The following is a 15619-nucleotide window of genomic DNA, read 5'->3' as shown; positions in this document are numbered from 1 at the left end:
GTGGAACGGTATTTTTCCCGCCAAGTTAACCTGCGTTATCTCGCCTCGCCCGCGCCTCTGTCACACCAGCGCATGGAAACACAGATCACGCAGGACATGGGGCGGGTTTTGAGCGAGCTTCGGCATCGGGTGCTGCTGATCGGCGACGAATATGTGCTGTCGAGCGATATCGCCGCCATTCTCAGGCGTCACGCCTTCGACGTCATTGGCCCTCTGACCTTCGCGGCGGCGCAGAACTTCATCCGCGACGGTTCACATGCCGATTGCGCGGTGATCGATATTCATCTCCACCAGCCGCTGCTGGAGCCGGTCGCCGCGCACCTGCGCGCGGAGAAGGTGCCGCTGCTGTTCGTGGCGACCCTCGGCGTCGCGCGCGTGCCGCCGTCGCTCGCCGATATTCCTGTGTGGGGCGATGCGTTCGACCATGAAAGCATCACCGGCCCCCTTCATGCCTTGCTCGGCGCGCGAAGCTAGGGGCGTCAGCCCGCGGACTTTGCGCCCCTCGGTGCCAGATAGAGCGTGAGCCGCGCGGCGGCATTCTCCAGGTGCGTGATGGCGGCCGCCTGGGCGCGGTCCGGCTCGCCAGCTGCAACCGCATCGAAGATCGCCTGGTGCTCGCGCTGAACCGCCTCGGTCAGGCCCTGCATGCGGGCGGTGTTCGATCGCGCGGCGCGGATGAAGGTGCGCACCCGCCGGTCGAGAAAATCCGAGAGGTCGCGGAAGAACGGATTGCCGGTCGCCTCGACGATGGCGCGGTGGAAGGCGACATCCTCGTCGACGCCGGGATCGCCGCGGTCGATGGCGGCCTGCATGGCGTCGAGCTGGGCCTGGATCTGCTCCAGGTCGTGCGCGGTGCGGCGCACTGCGGCATGGGCCGTGGCGGTGGATTCAACCGCCATCAGCAATTCCACGATGTGGCGGATCTCGTCCGCATTGTGGAAGTCGGAAATGTCGATGCGAAACGTGGAGACCGCGCCCGGCTCGGCCACGAAGGCGCCCGCGCCCTGCCGGGTCAGCACCAGGCCGTCATGCTTCAGCCGTCCCACCGCCTCGCGCACGATAGGGCGGGAGACGCCGTAAGTGCCGGCGAGTTGCTGCTCGGTCGGCAGCCGCTCGCCGGGGCGCAGGCGGCCCGAGGAGATTTCTTCGCGCAAACGCTGCGCCAGGGTATCCGCCAGCGAGGGACCGCGTCCGATGATGTCGTGGGTCCGGCTCATCCTCTTCACTCCAGCTGCCCTGTGCGCCCCGCGCCTTCGGACCGGCTGTGAAGCAATCGCACGCACGATTGCTTCACAACGTTCGGTCTTCTTCGCCAAAAACGGAGAGATCGAAAATCTTGCGCCCGCTGAGCGACCACGCCGATTTCAATGCTCCGGCCTGTGTAGATGGCGCGCGCCACCGCCTCAACTTGCAATATAAAGCCCGCCATTCACATGCACCGTCTCGCCGGTGACGAAACTTGCCCAGTCCGAGCACAGGAACGCTACGACGCGGGCGACTTCCTCCACCGTGCCGAGGCGCTTCATGGGCGTCTGGTCCAGCAGCGCCGCGCCCTTCGCGTCCATCAGGCCCCGCACCATGGGCGTATCGATCAGGCCCGGCGACACGGCATTCACCCGCACGCGCGGGGCAAGCTCGATGGCGAGCGAGCGCGAGAAGGCGAGCACCGCCCCCTTGGCGGCGGAATAATCCGCATGGGCAAAGCTGCCGCGATGGCCCGCCATGGAGGCGAGATTGACGATGGCCGCGCCGTCCGCAAGCAGCGGGATCGCCCGCCGGCAGGTGTAGAACACCCCGTCCAGATTGACCGCGATGCCCTGGCGCCAATAAGCGTCGTCCATCTCCGCCACCTGCCGCGCCCGGTAGAGCCCGGCGGAGGTGACGAGAAAATCCAGCGCGCCGAACCGCGCCTTGACCAGCGCGAGCGCGCGGTCGGCATCGTCCGGGTCGGCGGCATCCTGACGGGTGGCGACGACCCGCGCGCCACTCGGATCGAGCGTGCGGGCGAAGGCCTCCATTCCCTCCGCATCAAGGTCGGTCAGCACGCAATTGGCGCCGCATTCAAAGAAGGTCTGCGCCACCGCGCGCGAAATCCCGCCATTGGCGCCGGTGAGAAACAGGGTCTTGCCGGTAAAATCGAACATGGAATCAACCGCTTCCTGACGATTGGGATCAGGTGAGAAGCCAGCCGCCGGCCACGTCCACCACCTGCCCGGTGACGAAGCCCGCCTGATCGGAGGTGAGGAACAGGCAGGTGTCCGCCACATCCTCCGGCGTGCCGAGACGGCGCAGCGGCGTCGCCATGCGGGCGGCCTCATTGGCCTCGGGCGCCGTGCCGCGCATCAGCGGCGTGTCGATGCGGCCCGGCGCCAGCGCATTCACCGTGATGCCGAGCGGGCCGAGTTCACCCGCCAGATGCTTGGTGAAGCCAATGAGCGCGGCCTTCGAGGCGGCATAATGCACCGCCACGATGTCGCAATAGGTGCGCCCCGCCACCGAGGAGACATTGACGATGCGCCCGCGTCCCAAGTCCCGCATGCCCGGCAGCACCACGCGGGTGCAGTTGAACGCGCCGGTGAGGTTCACATCGATCACCCGCCGCCATTCGGCGGGATCCATGGCGAAGGCATCCACCCGGCGCTTGTCGGCACCGCTCTTGGGCGAGATGCCGGCATTGTTCACCAGCACGTCGATGGGCCCGAGCGCCGCCGTCGCGATCTCGATGGCGGCGGCGACCGAATCATAATCCGCCACATCGGCCGAGACCGCGACCGCCTTCACCCCGCGCGCGATGGCCGCCGCGGCGGCTTCCTGGGCGAGGGCGGCATCATGGTCGAGATAAGCGATTGCCGCGCCGGCATCGGCATGGGAATCGGCCATGGCCCGGCCGATGCCGCGCCCGGACCCGGTGACGAGAACGACGCGGCCGGAATGGCTGCAGGCCGATGCACTCACTTGCCCGTCTCCAGCATGATCTTGCCGGAATGGGCGCTCGATTCCATCAGCGCATGGGCGGCCTCAGCCTGTTCCAGCGGGAAGGTGGCATGGATGACGGGACGTACCGCGCCGCTCTCCAGCAGCGGCCACACATCGCGCCGCAGATGGTCCGCGATCGCCGCCTTCAGCGTCACCGAGCGGGCGCGCAATGTGGAGCCGGTCAGCGTCAGGCGCCGCAGCATGATGGGCATCAAGTCGATATCCACCCGGCTCGGCTGCAGGAACGCGATCTGCACCAGCCGGCCTTCCAGCGCGAGCGCCGAGAGATTGCGGGCAATATAGGGGCCGCCGACCATGTCGAGGATCACGTCCACGCCCTTGCCGTCGGTGAGGCGCTTCACCTCGGCGACGAAATCGGCGGTGCGATAATCGATCGCCGCATCCGCGCCCAGCGAGAGACAGAAATCGCACTTGTCCGGCGAACCGGCGGTGGCGAACACGGTGGCGCCGGCATGCTTGGCGAGCTGGATCGCGGTGGAGCCGATGCCGCTCGAGCCGCCATGGACCAGGATGGTTTCCCCGGCGATCAGGCGTCCGCGGGTGAAGATGTTGTCATAGACGGTGTAATAATTCTCCGGCAGGCCTGCGGCTTCCAGAAGAGAAAGCGGCTTCGGCACCGGCAGGCACAAGGGCGCCTCGGCGAGGCAATATTCCGCATAGCCGCCGCTGATCACGAGCGCGCACACCTCATCGCCGATCTTCGGGGAGGTGACACCTTCGCCGAGCGCCACCACGCGCCCGCCGATCTCAAGGCCGGGGATATCGGTCGCGCCCGGCGGCGGCGGATAGCCACCCGCGCGCTGGAGGCAATCGGGACGATTGACCCCCGCGGCCACCACTTCCACGAGCACCTGGCCGGGACCCGGCGCCGGCACCGGCGCGGTCTCGATGCGAATCACGTCCGGCCCGCCCGACCCCTCGAAACGGATCTGGCGCATGGTTGTGGGCAAATCTGGCATGGGCGAATTCCTCTGTGCAGCTCTTGTCAATGGTGGGCCGCAACTCGGACATCAAGCTAGCAATTTCCCACTTGTCAGGCAACTTGGTTATCTGCAAAGTTAGCGAGAAGGTCGCTCCCGAGCGGCCGCTGATGTCGTCGGCCTACGGCGCGTTACTGGAGGAAATGATGAGGAAGATTGCGCGGGCAGCGCTGGCTGCCGCTATGGTTCTGACAGCGGCGCCGCTTGCCGGCCTCGCACCCGCTGCCGCTCAGCAAAGCATCAAGTTCGGCGCCCTCTATCCGTTCTCGGGCGGCCTCGCCCTGCTCGGCGACGAGAGCTTCCGCGGCCTGGAAATCGCCGTCGAGGAGCGCAACGCCGCCGGCGGCATCAATGGCAAGACCATCACCCTCATCAAGGGCGATGCCGTGGACCCCAACCAGGCCGTGGGCGAAGCCCGCCGCCTGACCTCGGTGGACAATGTCTCCGCCATTTTCGGCACGTATTCCTCGTCCCTGTCGCTCGCGGCGACCCAGGTGGCCGAGCTTGCCGGCGTGCCCTATTTCGAACTCGGCGCGGTCTCCGACCCGATCACCGAACGCGGGTTCAAGAATGTGTTCCGCACCAATGCGACGGCCAAGGACTTCTCGGTTCGCATGGTCGATTCGATCCCCGACGCCATCGCGCCCGCCCTCGGCAAGAAGCCGGAAGAATTGAAGATCGGCATCATCTACGAAGACTCGCTCTATGGGCAGACCATGTCGGGCTACCAGAAGTCCCGCGCCGCCGAGAAGAAGCTGAACGTCGTCGAAGCCCTGGCCTATTCGGCAAAGTCCGTTGACCTGACCCCCGTCATCCTGCGCCTGAAGAGCGCCGGCGTGGACGTGGTGCTCCAGACCTCCTACCAGAACGACACCGTGCTGTTCTTCCGCCAGATGAAGGACCAGGGCTTCAAGCCCAAGGCGGTGATCGGCGCCGGCGGCGGCTATTCGCTACGCGATACCATGGCGGCGGTCGGCCCCGAGAATATGGAAGGCGCGCTGGACGTGGATTTCACCCAGTATCGCACCAATCCCAAGGCGGCGCCGGGCATCGAGCAGTTCGTGACCAAGTACAAGGCCAAGTACGGCACCGATCCGCGCTCGGGCCATAGCCTTGCCAATTACATGGGCGCCAAGGTGTTCTTCGACGCCATCGCCGCCTCCAAGGACCTGACGGCGGACAACATCCGCGCCCAGGTGTTGAAGGTGGACCTGCCCGTCGGCAGCACCGCCACCGGCTGGGGCGCGAAATTCTCCGAGCAGGGCCAGAACACCCGCGCCCTCCCCTTCCTGATGCAGTGGCAGGGCGGCGAGCTCGTCACCGTGTTCCCGGCAGACGCCGCGGTCGCCAAGATGAAGGTCGGCGTCGGCACCAACTGAGCCTCCCGGCTTGCACCTTGCGGCCGCCGCCCCAAAGCGGCGGCCGTTTTTCCAACAAGACGCCGCCAGCCCACCCTCAGGGATGGCTGATGCTCGCCGTGCCGTTGCCCACGGCGCTTTCCGCCCGCCCCGTCCGCCTGGAGTCCGCGCGATGGACGTTTTCATTCAGCTCCTGATCAACGGCATCCTGCTCGGCAGCATGTACGCGATCATCAGCGTTGGCCTGACCCTCATCTTCGGCATCGTCCGGGTGGTGAACTTCGCCCATGGCGAGTTCCTGATGGTCGGCATGTACGGCGCCTATCTGCTCGCCGCGAAATTCGGCCTGCATCCTTATGTTTCGGCCATTCCCATCGTGCTGCTGCTGTTCGCGTTCGGCGCCCTGGTGCAGCGCTTCATCATCCAGCCGCTGCTGTCCGCCGAAGAGCATATCCAGATCTTCGCCACCGTCGGGCTGTCCACGGCCTTGATGAATCTCGCGCTGATGATCTTCGGCGCGGACCTGTATTCGGTGCCCCCCTCGGTGGTGCAGCACTCCGTCAATATCGGCGGCTTCACTTTGGTGATCGGCCAGATCGTGATGTTCGTGTGCGCCCTGGCCCTGGTGGCGGGCCTGCATCTGTTCATGCAATCCACCCCGCTCGGCCGCGCCATCCGCGCCACGGCGCAGAACCGCAACGCCGCCCTGCTGATGGGCGTGCGGGTGGACCGCATCTATGTCATCGCCTTCGGCCTCGGCGCCGCCTGCGTGGGGCTCGCCAGCGCGCTGGTGATGCCGCTCTATCCCGTGACGCCCACCATCGGCACCTATTTCGTGCTCACCGCCTTCGTGGTGGTGGTGCTCGGCGGCATGCGCTCCATGTATGGCGCGTTCTTTGGCGCCATGATCATCGGAATCGTGGATAGTCTTTCGGGATATTACATCGCGCCCGACCTCAAGGAGGTCGTCTATTTCGTGATCTTCATCCTGATCTTGATCTTCAAGCCGACCGGCCTGTTCGGCCTCGGCCGCGGGACGGAGTGATCCCATGACCGTCAAAGCCACCTCCGCCCCCGCCGCCCACCAGAAGGGCCCCGGCCTGCTCGCCGGCCTGACCAACCCGCGCGTCTATTGCGCGCTGATCGCGCTCGCCTTGCTGCTGATCATCCCTATGGTCTCCGGCTCGCCGTTCGTGGTGCATGTGTTCGTCACCATCTGCGTGTTCGCCGCACTCTCCACCGCCTGGAACATCGTCGGCGGCTATGCCGGCCAGCTCTCGCTCGGCCACATGGTGTTCTACGGCATCGGCGGCTACACCACCGCGCTGCTGATCACCCATTTCGGCCTCACGCCCTGGCTCGGCATGCTGGTGGGCGCGGCGCTGGCGGCAATCGTCGGGCTCGCCATCGGCTATCCCTGCTTCCGCCTGCGCGGCCCGTTCTTCTCGCTTGCCACCATCGCGTTCCTGGAAGTGGTGCGTCTGCTGTCGATCCATTTCCACGAGGTCACCGGCGGCTCGGCGGGCCTGATCGTGCCGCTGAAGCTCGGCTGGACGTGGATGATCTTCCGCGAGAAGATGAATTATCTCTACATCGCCTTCGGCCTGCTGCTGCTGTGCATCGCGGTGTCCTATCTGATCCGCAATTCGCGCCTCGGCTTCTATCTCACGGCGGTGCGCGAGCGCGATCCGGCGGCCCTGGCGGCGGGCGTCAACAATACGGCGGTGAAGCTGCAGGCGATCGCCGTCTCGGCGGCGCTGACGGCGCTCGTCGGCGCGTTCCACGCCATGTACATGACGTTCCTCGAACCGGCGACCATGTTCTCGCTCGCCACCTCCATCGAGATCGCCATGTTCTCGCTGATCGGCGGGCTCGGCACGGTGGCGGGGCCGCTGCTCGGCACGGTGCTGGTGGTACCGCTGGCGGAACTGGCGCGCGGCTGGCTCGGCGCCTCGGCCAACGGCCTGCACGGCTTTGTCTACGGCACGGTGCTGGTGATCATCACCCTCACCTTGCCCGGCGGGCTGGTGGGCACGTTCGGCAAGCGCGTCGGGCGCTGGATCGATGCTTTGCCCGGCGGCGGACGCGTCGCCCCGGTGCGCGAGGCGCCGGCGCTCACCGCCATCACCGGCACGCCCGGCGAGCCGATCCTGATCGCCAAGAACCTGACGAAAACCTTCGGCGGCCTTGTTGCCACCGACAATATTTCGCTCACGCTGAAGCGCGGCGAAATCCTCGGCATCATCGGCCCCAACGGCGCCGGCAAGACGACTTTCTTCAACCAACTCTCGGGCTTCCTGCATCCCAATTTCGGCACCGTGTCGATCATCGGCGCGGACGGCGTGGGCGTGACGCCGACCAGCGCCGACGGCTTTGCCCGACGCGGCATCGGCCGCACGTTCCAGATCGTCCAGCCGTTCGGCAAGCTCACCGTGCTGGAGAACATCATGATCGGCGCCTTCCTGCGCCATCCCAAGGTGGAGGACGCCCGCGCCGCCGCCCTGCGCGTGGCGAAGGTGGTGGGGCTCGACGATGTAAAGGACGTCGAAGCCGGCACCTTGCCCATCGGCGGCCTCAAGCGCCTGGAAGTGGCGCGCACACTGGCCACCGAGCCCAACATCCTGCTGCTGGACGAAGTGATGGCGGGCCAGAGCCAGGCCGATACCCAGCGCATGGTCGAGCTCATCCGCACCATCCGCGACCATGGCGTCACCGTGGTCGCCATCGAACACAACATGCAGGCCATCATGAGCCTGTCCGACCGGATCGCGGTGATCGATTCCGGCAAGCTGATCGCGGAGGGCCCGCCGCAAGAGGTGGTGCGCGACCGCCGCGTGATCGAAGCCTATCTCGGGGAGGATTATGCCGATGCTCAAGGTCTCTGAGATTTCGGCCGGCTACGGCCGCACCATCATCCTCGAAGACGTGTCGATCCGCGTCGGGCGCGGCGAGGTGGTCACCATCATCGGTGCCAATGGCGCCGGCAAGACGACCTTGCTGCGCGCCATCTCCGGGCTGGTGAAGCCGGGACGCGGCGAGATCACCTTCGACGGCCAGCGCATCGACAAGCTGGACCCGGCCGAGATCGTCGGGCGCGGGCTCGTCATGGTGCCCGAGGCGCGCCAGCTGTTCCCGGTGATGACCGTGAAGGACAATGTCCTCATGGGCTGCTACCACCCAAAAGCCCGTGCCGGCGCCGCCCAGCGGTTCGAGGAGGTGCTCGACATCTTCCCCCGCGTGCGCGAGCGCCTCAGCCAGATGGCCGGCTCGCTCTCGGGCGGCGAGCAGCAGATGGTGGCGATCGCGCGCGGCCTGATGGCGGCGCCGAAGCTCCTGATGCTGGATGAGCCCTCGCTCGGCCTTGCCCCCATTATCGTGCAGCAGATGTTCGATGTGCTCGACCGCATCTGCAAGATGGGCACGACCGTGCTGCTGGTGGAGCAGAAGGCGTTCCACGCGCTGAAGATCGCCGACCGCGCCTATGTGATCGAGAACGGCCATATCGCCATCGAGAACACCGGCCCCGGCCTGCTCGCCGATCCGCACATCAAGACCGTCTATCTCGGTATTTGAACCTTCGGAATCTTTGCCATGCTGCATAAGAACTTCATCGCCGGCGACTGGGTCGAAGGCACGCGGGTCAACCGCAACATCAACCCCTCCAATCTCGACGACCTCGTGGGCGAATACGCGCTCGCCGACGCCGCGCAGGCGCAGGCGGCGATCGACGCCGCCTTCACCGCCTTCCCGGCTTGGGCGGCCGCGAGCCCCGAACTGCGTGCCGACGCGCTCGATCGCATCGGCACGGAAATCCTCGCCCGCAAGGAAGAACTCGGCACCCTGCTGTCGCGCGAGGAAGGCAAGACGCTGGCCGAAGGCATCGGCGAAGCCACGCGCGCGGGCCGCGTATTCAAATTCTTCTCCGGCGAGGCCCTGCGCCTCACCGGCGACAAGCTCGCCTCGGTGCGGCCGGGCGTGGAAGTGGAGATCACCCGCGAGCCGGAAGGCGTGGTCGGGCTGATCACGCCCTGGAACTTCCCCATCGCCATTCCCGCCTGGAAGATCGCGCCCGCGCTCGCCTACGGCAATTGCGTGGTGTTCAAGCCGGCGGAACTCGTGCCCGGTTCGGCCTGGGCGCTTGCGGAAATCATCGCCCGCTCCGGCCTGCCGGAAGGCGTGTTCAACCTGGTGATGGGGCCGGGCTCGCAGGTGGGCAACGCGCTGGTGAATTCGCCCAAGGTGCGCGCGGTCTCCTTCACCGGCTCGGTGCCGGTGGGGCGGCGCATCGCCGGCGATCTGGTCGCGCGCGGCGCCAAGTTCCAGCTGGAGATGGGCGGCAAGAACCCGCTCGTGGTGTTGGACGACGCGGACCTGAAGACCGCCGTGGAAGCCGCGGTGAACGGCGCCTTCTATTCCACCGGCCAGCGCTGCACCGCCTCTTCGCGCCTGATCGTTGAGAGCGAGATCCACGACCGCTTCGTCGCCGCTTTGTCCGAGCGCCTCGCCGGCCTGAAGGTGGACGATGCGCTGAAAGCCGGCACCGACATCGGCCCGGTGGTGAGCCAGGACCAGCTCGACCAGGATCTCGACTATATCGGCATCGGCAAACAGGAAGGCGCCAAGGTGATCGGCGGCGAACGCCTGGAGCGCGGCACGCCGGGCTATTACATGGCCCCGGCGCTGATGACCGAGACCGACAATGCCATGCGCATCAACCGCGAGGAGATCTTTGGCCCGGTCGCGAGCGTGATCCGCGTGCGCGACTATGAGGAAGCGCTGGCCGTCGCGAACGACACCGAATTCGGCCTCTCCTCCGGCATCTGCACCACCTCGCTCAAGCATGCGAGCGATTTCCGCCGCCGCTCCCAGGCCGGCATGGTGATGGTGAACCTCGCCACGGCGGGCGTGGATTATCACGCCCCGTTCGGCGGCCGGAAGGGCTCGTCCTACGGTCCGCGCGAGCAGGGCGCCTATGCCCGCGAATTCTATACCGCGGTGAAGACCGCCTACACGCTGGCGGGATGAGATGACGCAAATCACCGGATACACGCGCCTTTTCGGCATCCTGGCCGACCCCATCCAGCAGGTGAAAACCCCCCAGGCGCTCAACGCCCTGATGCGGCGGGTCGGCTATGACGGCGTGCTGGTGCCCCTGCACGCGCGCGCCGAAGACCTTGCCGCCGTGGTCGGCGGGCTCAAGCTGCTGCGCAATCTCGGCGGGCTCATCGTCACCGTGCCGCACAAAACCGCCATGGTGGATCTGTGCGACGAGGTGAGCGAAAGCGCACGCCTCATCGGCGCCGTCAACACCATCCGTCGCGAGGCGGACGGGCGGTTGGTGGGCGAGATGCTGGACGGCCACGGCTTCGTCGCCGGCCTCCGGCAGAACGGCATCGAACCCGAAGGGCGTAGCGCCTATTTGGCCGGTGCCGGCGGTGCCGCCAATGCCATCGCCTTCGCGCTGGCGCAGGCCGGCATCTCGCGCCTGACCATCGCCAACCGCACGCGCGCCAAGGCGGAAGATCTCGCGGGACGGCTCGCCGGCCCGTTCCCGAACCTGCAGGTGGACATCGGCACGCCCGATCCCTCCGGCCATGACCTGGTGGTGAACGCCACTTCGCTGGGCCTGAAGGAGGGTGACCCGCTGCCCCTGGACGTGGCGTGTCTCAGCGCCGACCAGATCGTCGCCGAGATCATCATGCAGCCCGTCACCACCGCGCTGCTGGCGGCGGCACAGGCGCGCGGCTGCCGCATTCAGCCGGGCCAGCCCATGCTGGATTGCCAGCTCGCGCTGATGGCGAAATTCGTCGGAATGGAGCCGTGAGAGCACTCCCCTCCCCCACGCTTCCCGCCGCCGGCCTGCTGAAGGACCGCTGCGCCCTGGTGACCGGCGGCGCCTCGGGCATCGGCCTTGCGATCAGCCGGGCACTGCGGGCCCAGGGCGCGCGCCTCGTGCTGCTCGATCCCGATCCGAAGTCCGCCGACGTCGCGGCCGAGCTTGGCGAGACCATCGCGGTTTCCGGCTCCGTCACCAGCCGCGCCGACGTGGCCCGCGCCTGTGATGCGGCGGAGGATTTCGGCGGGCTCGACATTGCGCTCGCCAATGCCGGCATCTCGTCGAACCAACCGACGCTGGACGTCACCGACGCCGACTGGCAGCGGGTGATGGACATCAATCTCACCGGCGTCTTCCTCACCGCGCAGGAAGCCGGCCGACGAATGCTGGAGCGCGGGCGCGGCGCGATCCTGCTCATGGCCTCCATGTATGGTGTCGTCGCCGCGCCGGAACGCATCGGCTACTGCGTCTCCAAGGCGGGCGTGGTGATGATGGCCAAGGCGCTGGCGGTGGAATGGGCGGCGCGCGGCGTGCGCGTGAACGCCATCGCCCCCGGCTATGTGCGCACGCCGTTCCTGGACGATCTCGCCGCGCGCGGCCGGCTCGACCTCGAGCGCCTGGAAAAGCGCACCCCCATCGGCCGGCTGATCACGCCCGAGGAAGTGGCGCAGGCGGCGGTGTTCCTCGCCAGCGACCACGCAAGCGCCATCACCGGGCAGGTGCTCGGCGTCGATGGCGGCTGGGCGGCCTACGGCTATCTCTGAAGATTTGCACGAAAAGAGCGGCCTGACCCGCCGGTCTTTGGGAGAATGATTATGGCGGACCGCATCGCGCTGCAGGCAGCGGCACCCTGGATCGAGCTGCGCACCACGGAAGCCGACTGGCAGCAGGCGGACCCGAAGCTTCTGGGCGAACTCCTCACCCAGATGAACCTCATCCGCGCCTTCGAGGAAACGGTTCTGGAGCTGGCGGGCGAAGGCCTCGTGCACGGTCCCGCCCATTCCTCGGTCGGCCAGGAAGGCGGCGCCGCCGGCTCCATCGTCGGGCTGCGGCCGGGCGACCAGGTGAACGGCTCCCATCGCGGCCATCACCAATTCCTCGCGAAAGCCCTCGCTTATATCGCCCCCGGCATCGACCCGAAGGCGGATTTCCCCGACGGCACCGAGCCGCTGCTCTACCAATCGCTGGCGGAGATCCTCGGGCTTGAGCCCGGCTTCGGCCACGGGCGCGGCGGCTCCATGCACCTGCGCTGGGGGGAAGCCGGCGCCATCGGCACCAATGCCATCGTCGGCGGCGGCGTGCCGCTCGCGGCGGGCGCGGCCATGGCCCATAAGCTCGCCGGCACGGGCGACGTCGCCATCACCTATTTCGGCGACGGCGCGGTGAACATCGGCGCCGTGCTGGAGACCATGAACCTCGCCGCCGCCTGGAATTTGCCGCTGATGTTCTTCATCGAGAACAACGGCTATGCGGTCGCGACCACGGTTGCGGAAGCGACGCGCGACCCGCGTCTCTCCGGCCGCGGCCCGGGCTTCGGCATTCCCTCCTGGCGGGTGGACGGCATGGACCCGCTGGCGGTCCATCTCGCGACCCAGGAAGCCCTTGCCGTCATGCGCTCGGGCCAAGGTCCCACCGTGATCGAGGCCGAGGTCTATCGCTATTTCCACCAGAACGGCCCGCTGCCCGGCTCGGCCTTCGGCTATCGCACCAAGGAGGAGGAAGCCTCCTGGCGGGCCCGCGATCCCATCGACCGCACCGGCCGCGCGCTTGTGAAGCAGGGGGCCCTGAGCCAAGGCGATCTGGAGTCGCTGCGTGAGCGCTGCAAGGCACTGATGGGCGAGATCGCTGCCCGCTTGGTGGAGCCCGACGGCAACCGGCGCCGGATACGGCCCGCGCTTTGGCCGGATGTCGGCTTCGTGGATACCGGCATTCGCGGCGACCTGTCCGAGCTGAAGGGCAAGCGCACGGAAGAGGCTTCGACCTTCACCGGCGTCACCACCGCGCGCAAGTTCGTGGACGCCATCGCCGACGTGCTCCACCGCCGTTTCGAGACCGACGAGAAGCTGGTGATCATGGGTGAGGACATCCATCGCCTGAAGGGCGGCACCAATGGCGCCACACGCGGCCTTGCCGCCGCCTTTCCCGGCCGTGTATTCGGCACCCCCATCAGCGAGGGCGCATTCGCCGGCCTCGCAGGAGGGCTTGCCATGGACGGACGCTACCGGCCGATCATCGAATTCATGTATCCCGACTTCATGTGGGTCGCCGCCGACCAGGTGTTCAACCAGATCGGCAAGGCGCGCCACATGTTCGGCGCCGACGTGGACGTGCCGCTGGTGCTGCGCACCAAGATCGCCATGGGCACCGGCTACGGCTCCCAGCATTCGCTGGACCCGGCGGGCGTGTTCGCCACCTCGCCCGGCTGGCGCATCGTCGCCCCCTCGACCCCGTTCGACTATGTGGGCCTGATGAATGCGGCGCTGGCCTGCAACGATCCCGTGCTCGTCATCGAGCATGTGGACCTCTACCAAACCATGGGCACGATCCCGGCCGATGACCTCGACTACATCATCCCGCTCGGCTCGGCACGGGTGGTGCGGGCCGGCAACGACCTCACCATCCTCACCTATTCGGCCATGGTGGCGCGCAGCCAGGAAGCGGTCGAGCAGCTCGGCGTCGATGCCGAGATCATCGACCTGCGCACCCTCGACCGCGCCTCGCTGGATTGGGACACGATCGGCGAGAGCATCCGCAAGACCAATAATGTGCTGATCGTCGAGCAGGGCGCGGTGGGCACCTCCTACGGCAGCTTCCTCGCCGATGAGATCCAGCGCCGCTTCATGGATTGGCTCGACCAGCCGATCCAGCGCGTCACCGGCAAGGAGGCCTCGCCCACCATCTCCAAGGTGCTGGAGCGCGCCGCCTATGCGGGTACGCCGGAAGTGATGGACGGGCTGGCCGTGACCATGGCCGCGCGCGGCACGCCGCTAGCCTCCGCAACATTGGCGCAGGCCGCATCATGAGCAACGCGAACGACACCCACGCCGCGCTGCTGACGCGCCTTTCGCAGATCGTCGGCCCCGCCGGGCTCATCACCGGCGAAGCCGACATGGAACTCTACGCCATCGACTGGCGCCGGCAATTCCCGGGCAAGCCGTTATGCGTGGTCCGCCCCGCGTCCACCGCCGAGGTCTCCCAGATCGTGCGCGCCTGCGCCGAGGCGGGGGCGGCGATCGTGCCCCAGGGCGGCAATACCGGCCTTGCGGCCGGCGCAGTGCCCGACAATTCGGGCGCGCAAGTCGTGCTGTCGCTCACCCGCATGACTGCCGTGCGCACCCTCGACCCCATCGGCATGACGATCGAGGCGGAAGCCGGCTGCATCCTCAAGGTGGCGCAGGACGCCGCCGCTGATGCCGGCCGCCTGCTGCCGGTGAGCCTCGCGGCGGAGGGCTCCGCCACCATCGGCGGCATCGTCTCCACCAATGCCGGCGGGGTGAACGTGCTGCGCTACGGCATGACGCGCGCGCTGGTGCTGGGCCTGGAAGTGGTGTTGGCAGACGGCACCATCGTCAACGGCATGCGGCGCCTGCGCAAGGACAATGCCGGCTACGACTGGAAGCAGATCTTCATCGGCAGCGAAGGCACGCTCGGCATCGTCACCGCCGCCATCCTGCGCCTCGTGCCGCGCCCGAGGCACACCGTGACGGCGCTGCTGAGCGTCCCCTCCCCCGCCGCCGCTTTGCACTTGTTGAAACTGGCGCAGGACGAACTGGGCGATTCCATCTCCGCCTTCGAGCTGATCTCCGCCCAATCGTTCGATCTGGTGCGCCGCCACGCCGGGCTGACGCCGCCGATCGCCGCCGGCGACTGGTTCGTGCTGATCGATGCCGGCGCGAGCCTGACCGGCCTGCGCGAAGCGGCGGAGGCTGCGCTTTCCGCGGCCCTAGAACAGGAGATCGCGCTCGACGGGGTGGTGGCAGAATCCGGCGCCCAGGCGGCCCAGCTCTGGGCCCTGCGCGAGCACATCTCCGAAGGCGAGGCGCGCGAGGGTAAGAGCCTGAAGCACGACGTGAGCGTGCCCACCACCGACATTCCCGCCTTTCTCCATGCCGCCGACGCCGCGCTGGCGGCAGGGGCGCCGGGGGCGCGGGCGAACGTGTTCGGCCATGTGGGCGACGGCAACCTGCACTACAACGTGCTGGTGGATTCAAGCCACGACGGCGCCGCCATCAACCGCCTCGTGCACGACGTGGTGGCCAGCTTCGGCGGCTCCATTTCGGCCGAGCACGGCATCGGCCAATATCGGGTGGAGGAGCTGTTGCGCCGCCGCTCGGCGGAAGAGACGGCGCTCTGCGCGACCCTCAAGGCCGCCCTCGATCCGCATCAGCGGCTCAATCCCGGAAAGGTCCTGCCCGTCCGCGCGCCCTGAGCGCGGACGGGTCGGCCAG

Annotated in this window: 14 protein-coding genes; 10 read left to right on the top strand and 4 right to left on the bottom strand. The window is 67.5% G+C overall.

Annotated features, from left to right (window positions below; translation table 11 throughout):
* The gene (locus V5G24_RS03605) at positions 1-474 is read left to right on the top strand and encodes a hypothetical protein (RefSeq protein WP_509292283.1); all 474 of its coding nucleotides are present in this window, start codon (positions 1-3) and stop codon (positions 472-474) included.
* Between the two features lie 5 nt (positions 475-479).
* Here V5G24_RS03605 and V5G24_RS03600 read toward each other — a convergent pair whose 3' ends face one another.
* From V5G24_RS03600 to V5G24_RS03585, 4 genes are all read right to left on the bottom strand, one after another.
* Complete coding sequence (locus V5G24_RS03600; protein ID WP_394079636.1) at positions 480-1217, bottom strand: FadR/GntR family transcriptional regulator; 738 nt, start codon at positions 1215-1217, stop codon at positions 480-482.
* Positions 1218-1403: 186 nt separating this feature from the next.
* Complete coding sequence (locus tag V5G24_RS03595; protein WP_394079634.1) at positions 1404-2144, bottom strand: SDR family NAD(P)-dependent oxidoreductase; 741 nt, start codon at positions 2142-2144, stop codon at positions 1404-1406.
* Between the two features lie 28 nt (positions 2145-2172).
* Complete coding sequence (locus V5G24_RS03590) at positions 2173-2880, bottom strand: 3-oxoacyl-ACP reductase FabG (RefSeq protein ID WP_509292315.1); 708 nt, start codon at positions 2878-2880, stop codon at positions 2173-2175.
* A 71-nt stretch (positions 2881-2951) separates the two neighbouring features.
* Entirely contained in the window at positions 2952-3956 is a 1005-nt protein-coding gene (locus V5G24_RS03585) for an NAD(P)H-quinone oxidoreductase (protein WP_394079630.1), read from the bottom strand.
* 203 nt (positions 3957-4159) lie between these two features.
* Here V5G24_RS03585 and V5G24_RS03580 point away from each other — a divergent pair, with 203 nt between their 5' ends.
* From V5G24_RS03580 to V5G24_RS03540, 9 genes are all read left to right on the top strand, one after another.
* Positions 4160-5356, top strand: a complete 1197-nt coding sequence (locus tag V5G24_RS03580) for an ABC transporter substrate-binding protein (protein WP_394079628.1) — start codon at positions 4160-4162, stop codon at positions 5354-5356.
* A 151-nt stretch (positions 5357-5507) separates the two neighbouring features.
* Positions 5508-6380: a branched-chain amino acid ABC transporter permease gene (locus V5G24_RS03575; RefSeq protein ID WP_348846640.1), complete on the top strand. Its 873-nt coding sequence runs from the start codon at positions 5508-5510 to the stop codon at positions 6378-6380.
* 4 nt (positions 6381-6384) lie between these two features.
* A complete protein-coding gene (locus tag V5G24_RS03570) occupies positions 6385-8220 on the top strand; it encodes a branched-chain amino acid ABC transporter ATP-binding protein/permease (protein ID WP_394079626.1) in 1836 nt (611 codons plus the stop codon).
* On the top strand, positions 8204-8908 hold the full coding sequence (locus tag V5G24_RS03565) for an ABC transporter ATP-binding protein (RefSeq protein ID WP_394079624.1): 705 nt from the start codon (positions 8204-8206) through the stop codon (positions 8906-8908). Before V5G24_RS03570 ends, V5G24_RS03565 begins: the two co-directional genes overlap by 17 nt.
* An 18-nt stretch (positions 8909-8926) precedes the next feature.
* Positions 8927-10360, top strand: coding sequence for an aldehyde dehydrogenase family protein (locus V5G24_RS03560; RefSeq protein WP_394079622.1), 1434 nt, complete (start codon positions 8927-8929; stop codon positions 10358-10360).
* A 1-nt stretch (position 10361) separates the two neighbouring features.
* Positions 10362-11159, top strand: coding sequence for a shikimate dehydrogenase family protein (locus V5G24_RS03555; RefSeq protein WP_394079620.1), 798 nt, complete (start codon positions 10362-10364; stop codon positions 11157-11159).
* Positions 11156-11935 (top strand): SDR family NAD(P)-dependent oxidoreductase, encoded by a 780-nt coding sequence (locus V5G24_RS03550; protein WP_394079618.1) that lies wholly within the window; start codon positions 11156-11158, stop codon positions 11933-11935. The genes V5G24_RS03555 and V5G24_RS03550 overlap by 4 nt, the downstream gene beginning before the upstream one ends.
* A 51-nt stretch (positions 11936-11986) precedes the next feature.
* Positions 11987-14194 carry an alpha-ketoacid dehydrogenase subunit alpha/beta gene (locus tag V5G24_RS03545; RefSeq protein WP_394079616.1) on the top strand — a complete coding sequence of 736 codons (2208 nt, stop codon included), beginning with the start codon at positions 11987-11989 and terminating at the stop codon, positions 14192-14194.
* Positions 14191-15600, top strand: coding sequence for an FAD-binding oxidoreductase (locus V5G24_RS03540; protein ID WP_394079614.1), 1410 nt, complete (start codon positions 14191-14193; stop codon positions 15598-15600). The genes V5G24_RS03545 and V5G24_RS03540 overlap by 4 nt, the downstream gene beginning before the upstream one ends.
* Positions 15601-15619: the final 19 nt, after the last annotated feature.

Origin of the sequence: Roseixanthobacter finlandensis (assembly GCF_043195105.2) — a bacterium.
Classification (GTDB): domain Bacteria; phylum Pseudomonadota; class Alphaproteobacteria; order Rhizobiales; family Xanthobacteraceae; genus NCEH01.
Note: the sequence above shows the minus strand (reverse complement) of the source record. Positions and strands in the feature narration are given on the sequence as shown.

Excerpts from the sequence above, each read along its gene's own strand:
- V5G24_RS03590 (WP_509292315.1), bottom strand. The coding sequence starts at position 2,880 with ATGGCCGATTCCCATGCCGATGCCGGCGCGGCAATCGCTTATCTCGAC.
- V5G24_RS03555 (WP_394079620.1), top strand. The coding sequence starts at position 10,362 with ATGACGCAAATCACCGGATACACGCGCCTTTTCGGCATCCTGGCCGAC.
- V5G24_RS03570 (WP_394079626.1), top strand. The coding sequence starts at position 6,385 with ATGACCGTCAAAGCCACCTCCGCCCCCGCCGCCCACCAGAAGGGCCCC.
- V5G24_RS03545 (WP_394079616.1), top strand. The coding sequence starts at position 11,987 with ATGGCGGACCGCATCGCGCTGCAGGCAGCGGCACCCTGGATCGAGCTG.
- V5G24_RS03565 (WP_394079624.1), top strand. The coding sequence starts at position 8,204 with ATGCTCAAGGTCTCTGAGATTTCGGCCGGCTACGGCCGCACCATCATC.
- V5G24_RS03560 (WP_394079622.1), top strand. The coding sequence starts at position 8,927 with ATGCTGCATAAGAACTTCATCGCCGGCGACTGGGTCGAAGGCACGCGG.
- V5G24_RS03585 (WP_394079630.1), bottom strand. The coding sequence starts at position 3,956 with ATGCCAGATTTGCCCACAACCATGCGCCAGATCCGTTTCGAGGGGTCG.
- V5G24_RS03595 (WP_394079634.1), bottom strand. The coding sequence starts at position 2,144 with ATGTTCGATTTTACCGGCAAGACCCTGTTTCTCACCGGCGCCAATGGC.
- V5G24_RS03600 (WP_394079636.1), bottom strand. The coding sequence starts at position 1,217 with ATGAGCCGGACCCACGACATCATCGGACGCGGTCCCTCGCTGGCGGAT.
- V5G24_RS03575 (WP_348846640.1), top strand. The coding sequence starts at position 5,508 with ATGGACGTTTTCATTCAGCTCCTGATCAACGGCATCCTGCTCGGCAGC.
- V5G24_RS03580 (WP_394079628.1), top strand. The coding sequence starts at position 4,160 with ATGGTTCTGACAGCGGCGCCGCTTGCCGGCCTCGCACCCGCTGCCGCT.
- V5G24_RS03540 (WP_394079614.1), top strand. The coding sequence starts at position 14,191 with ATGAGCAACGCGAACGACACCCACGCCGCGCTGCTGACGCGCCTTTCG.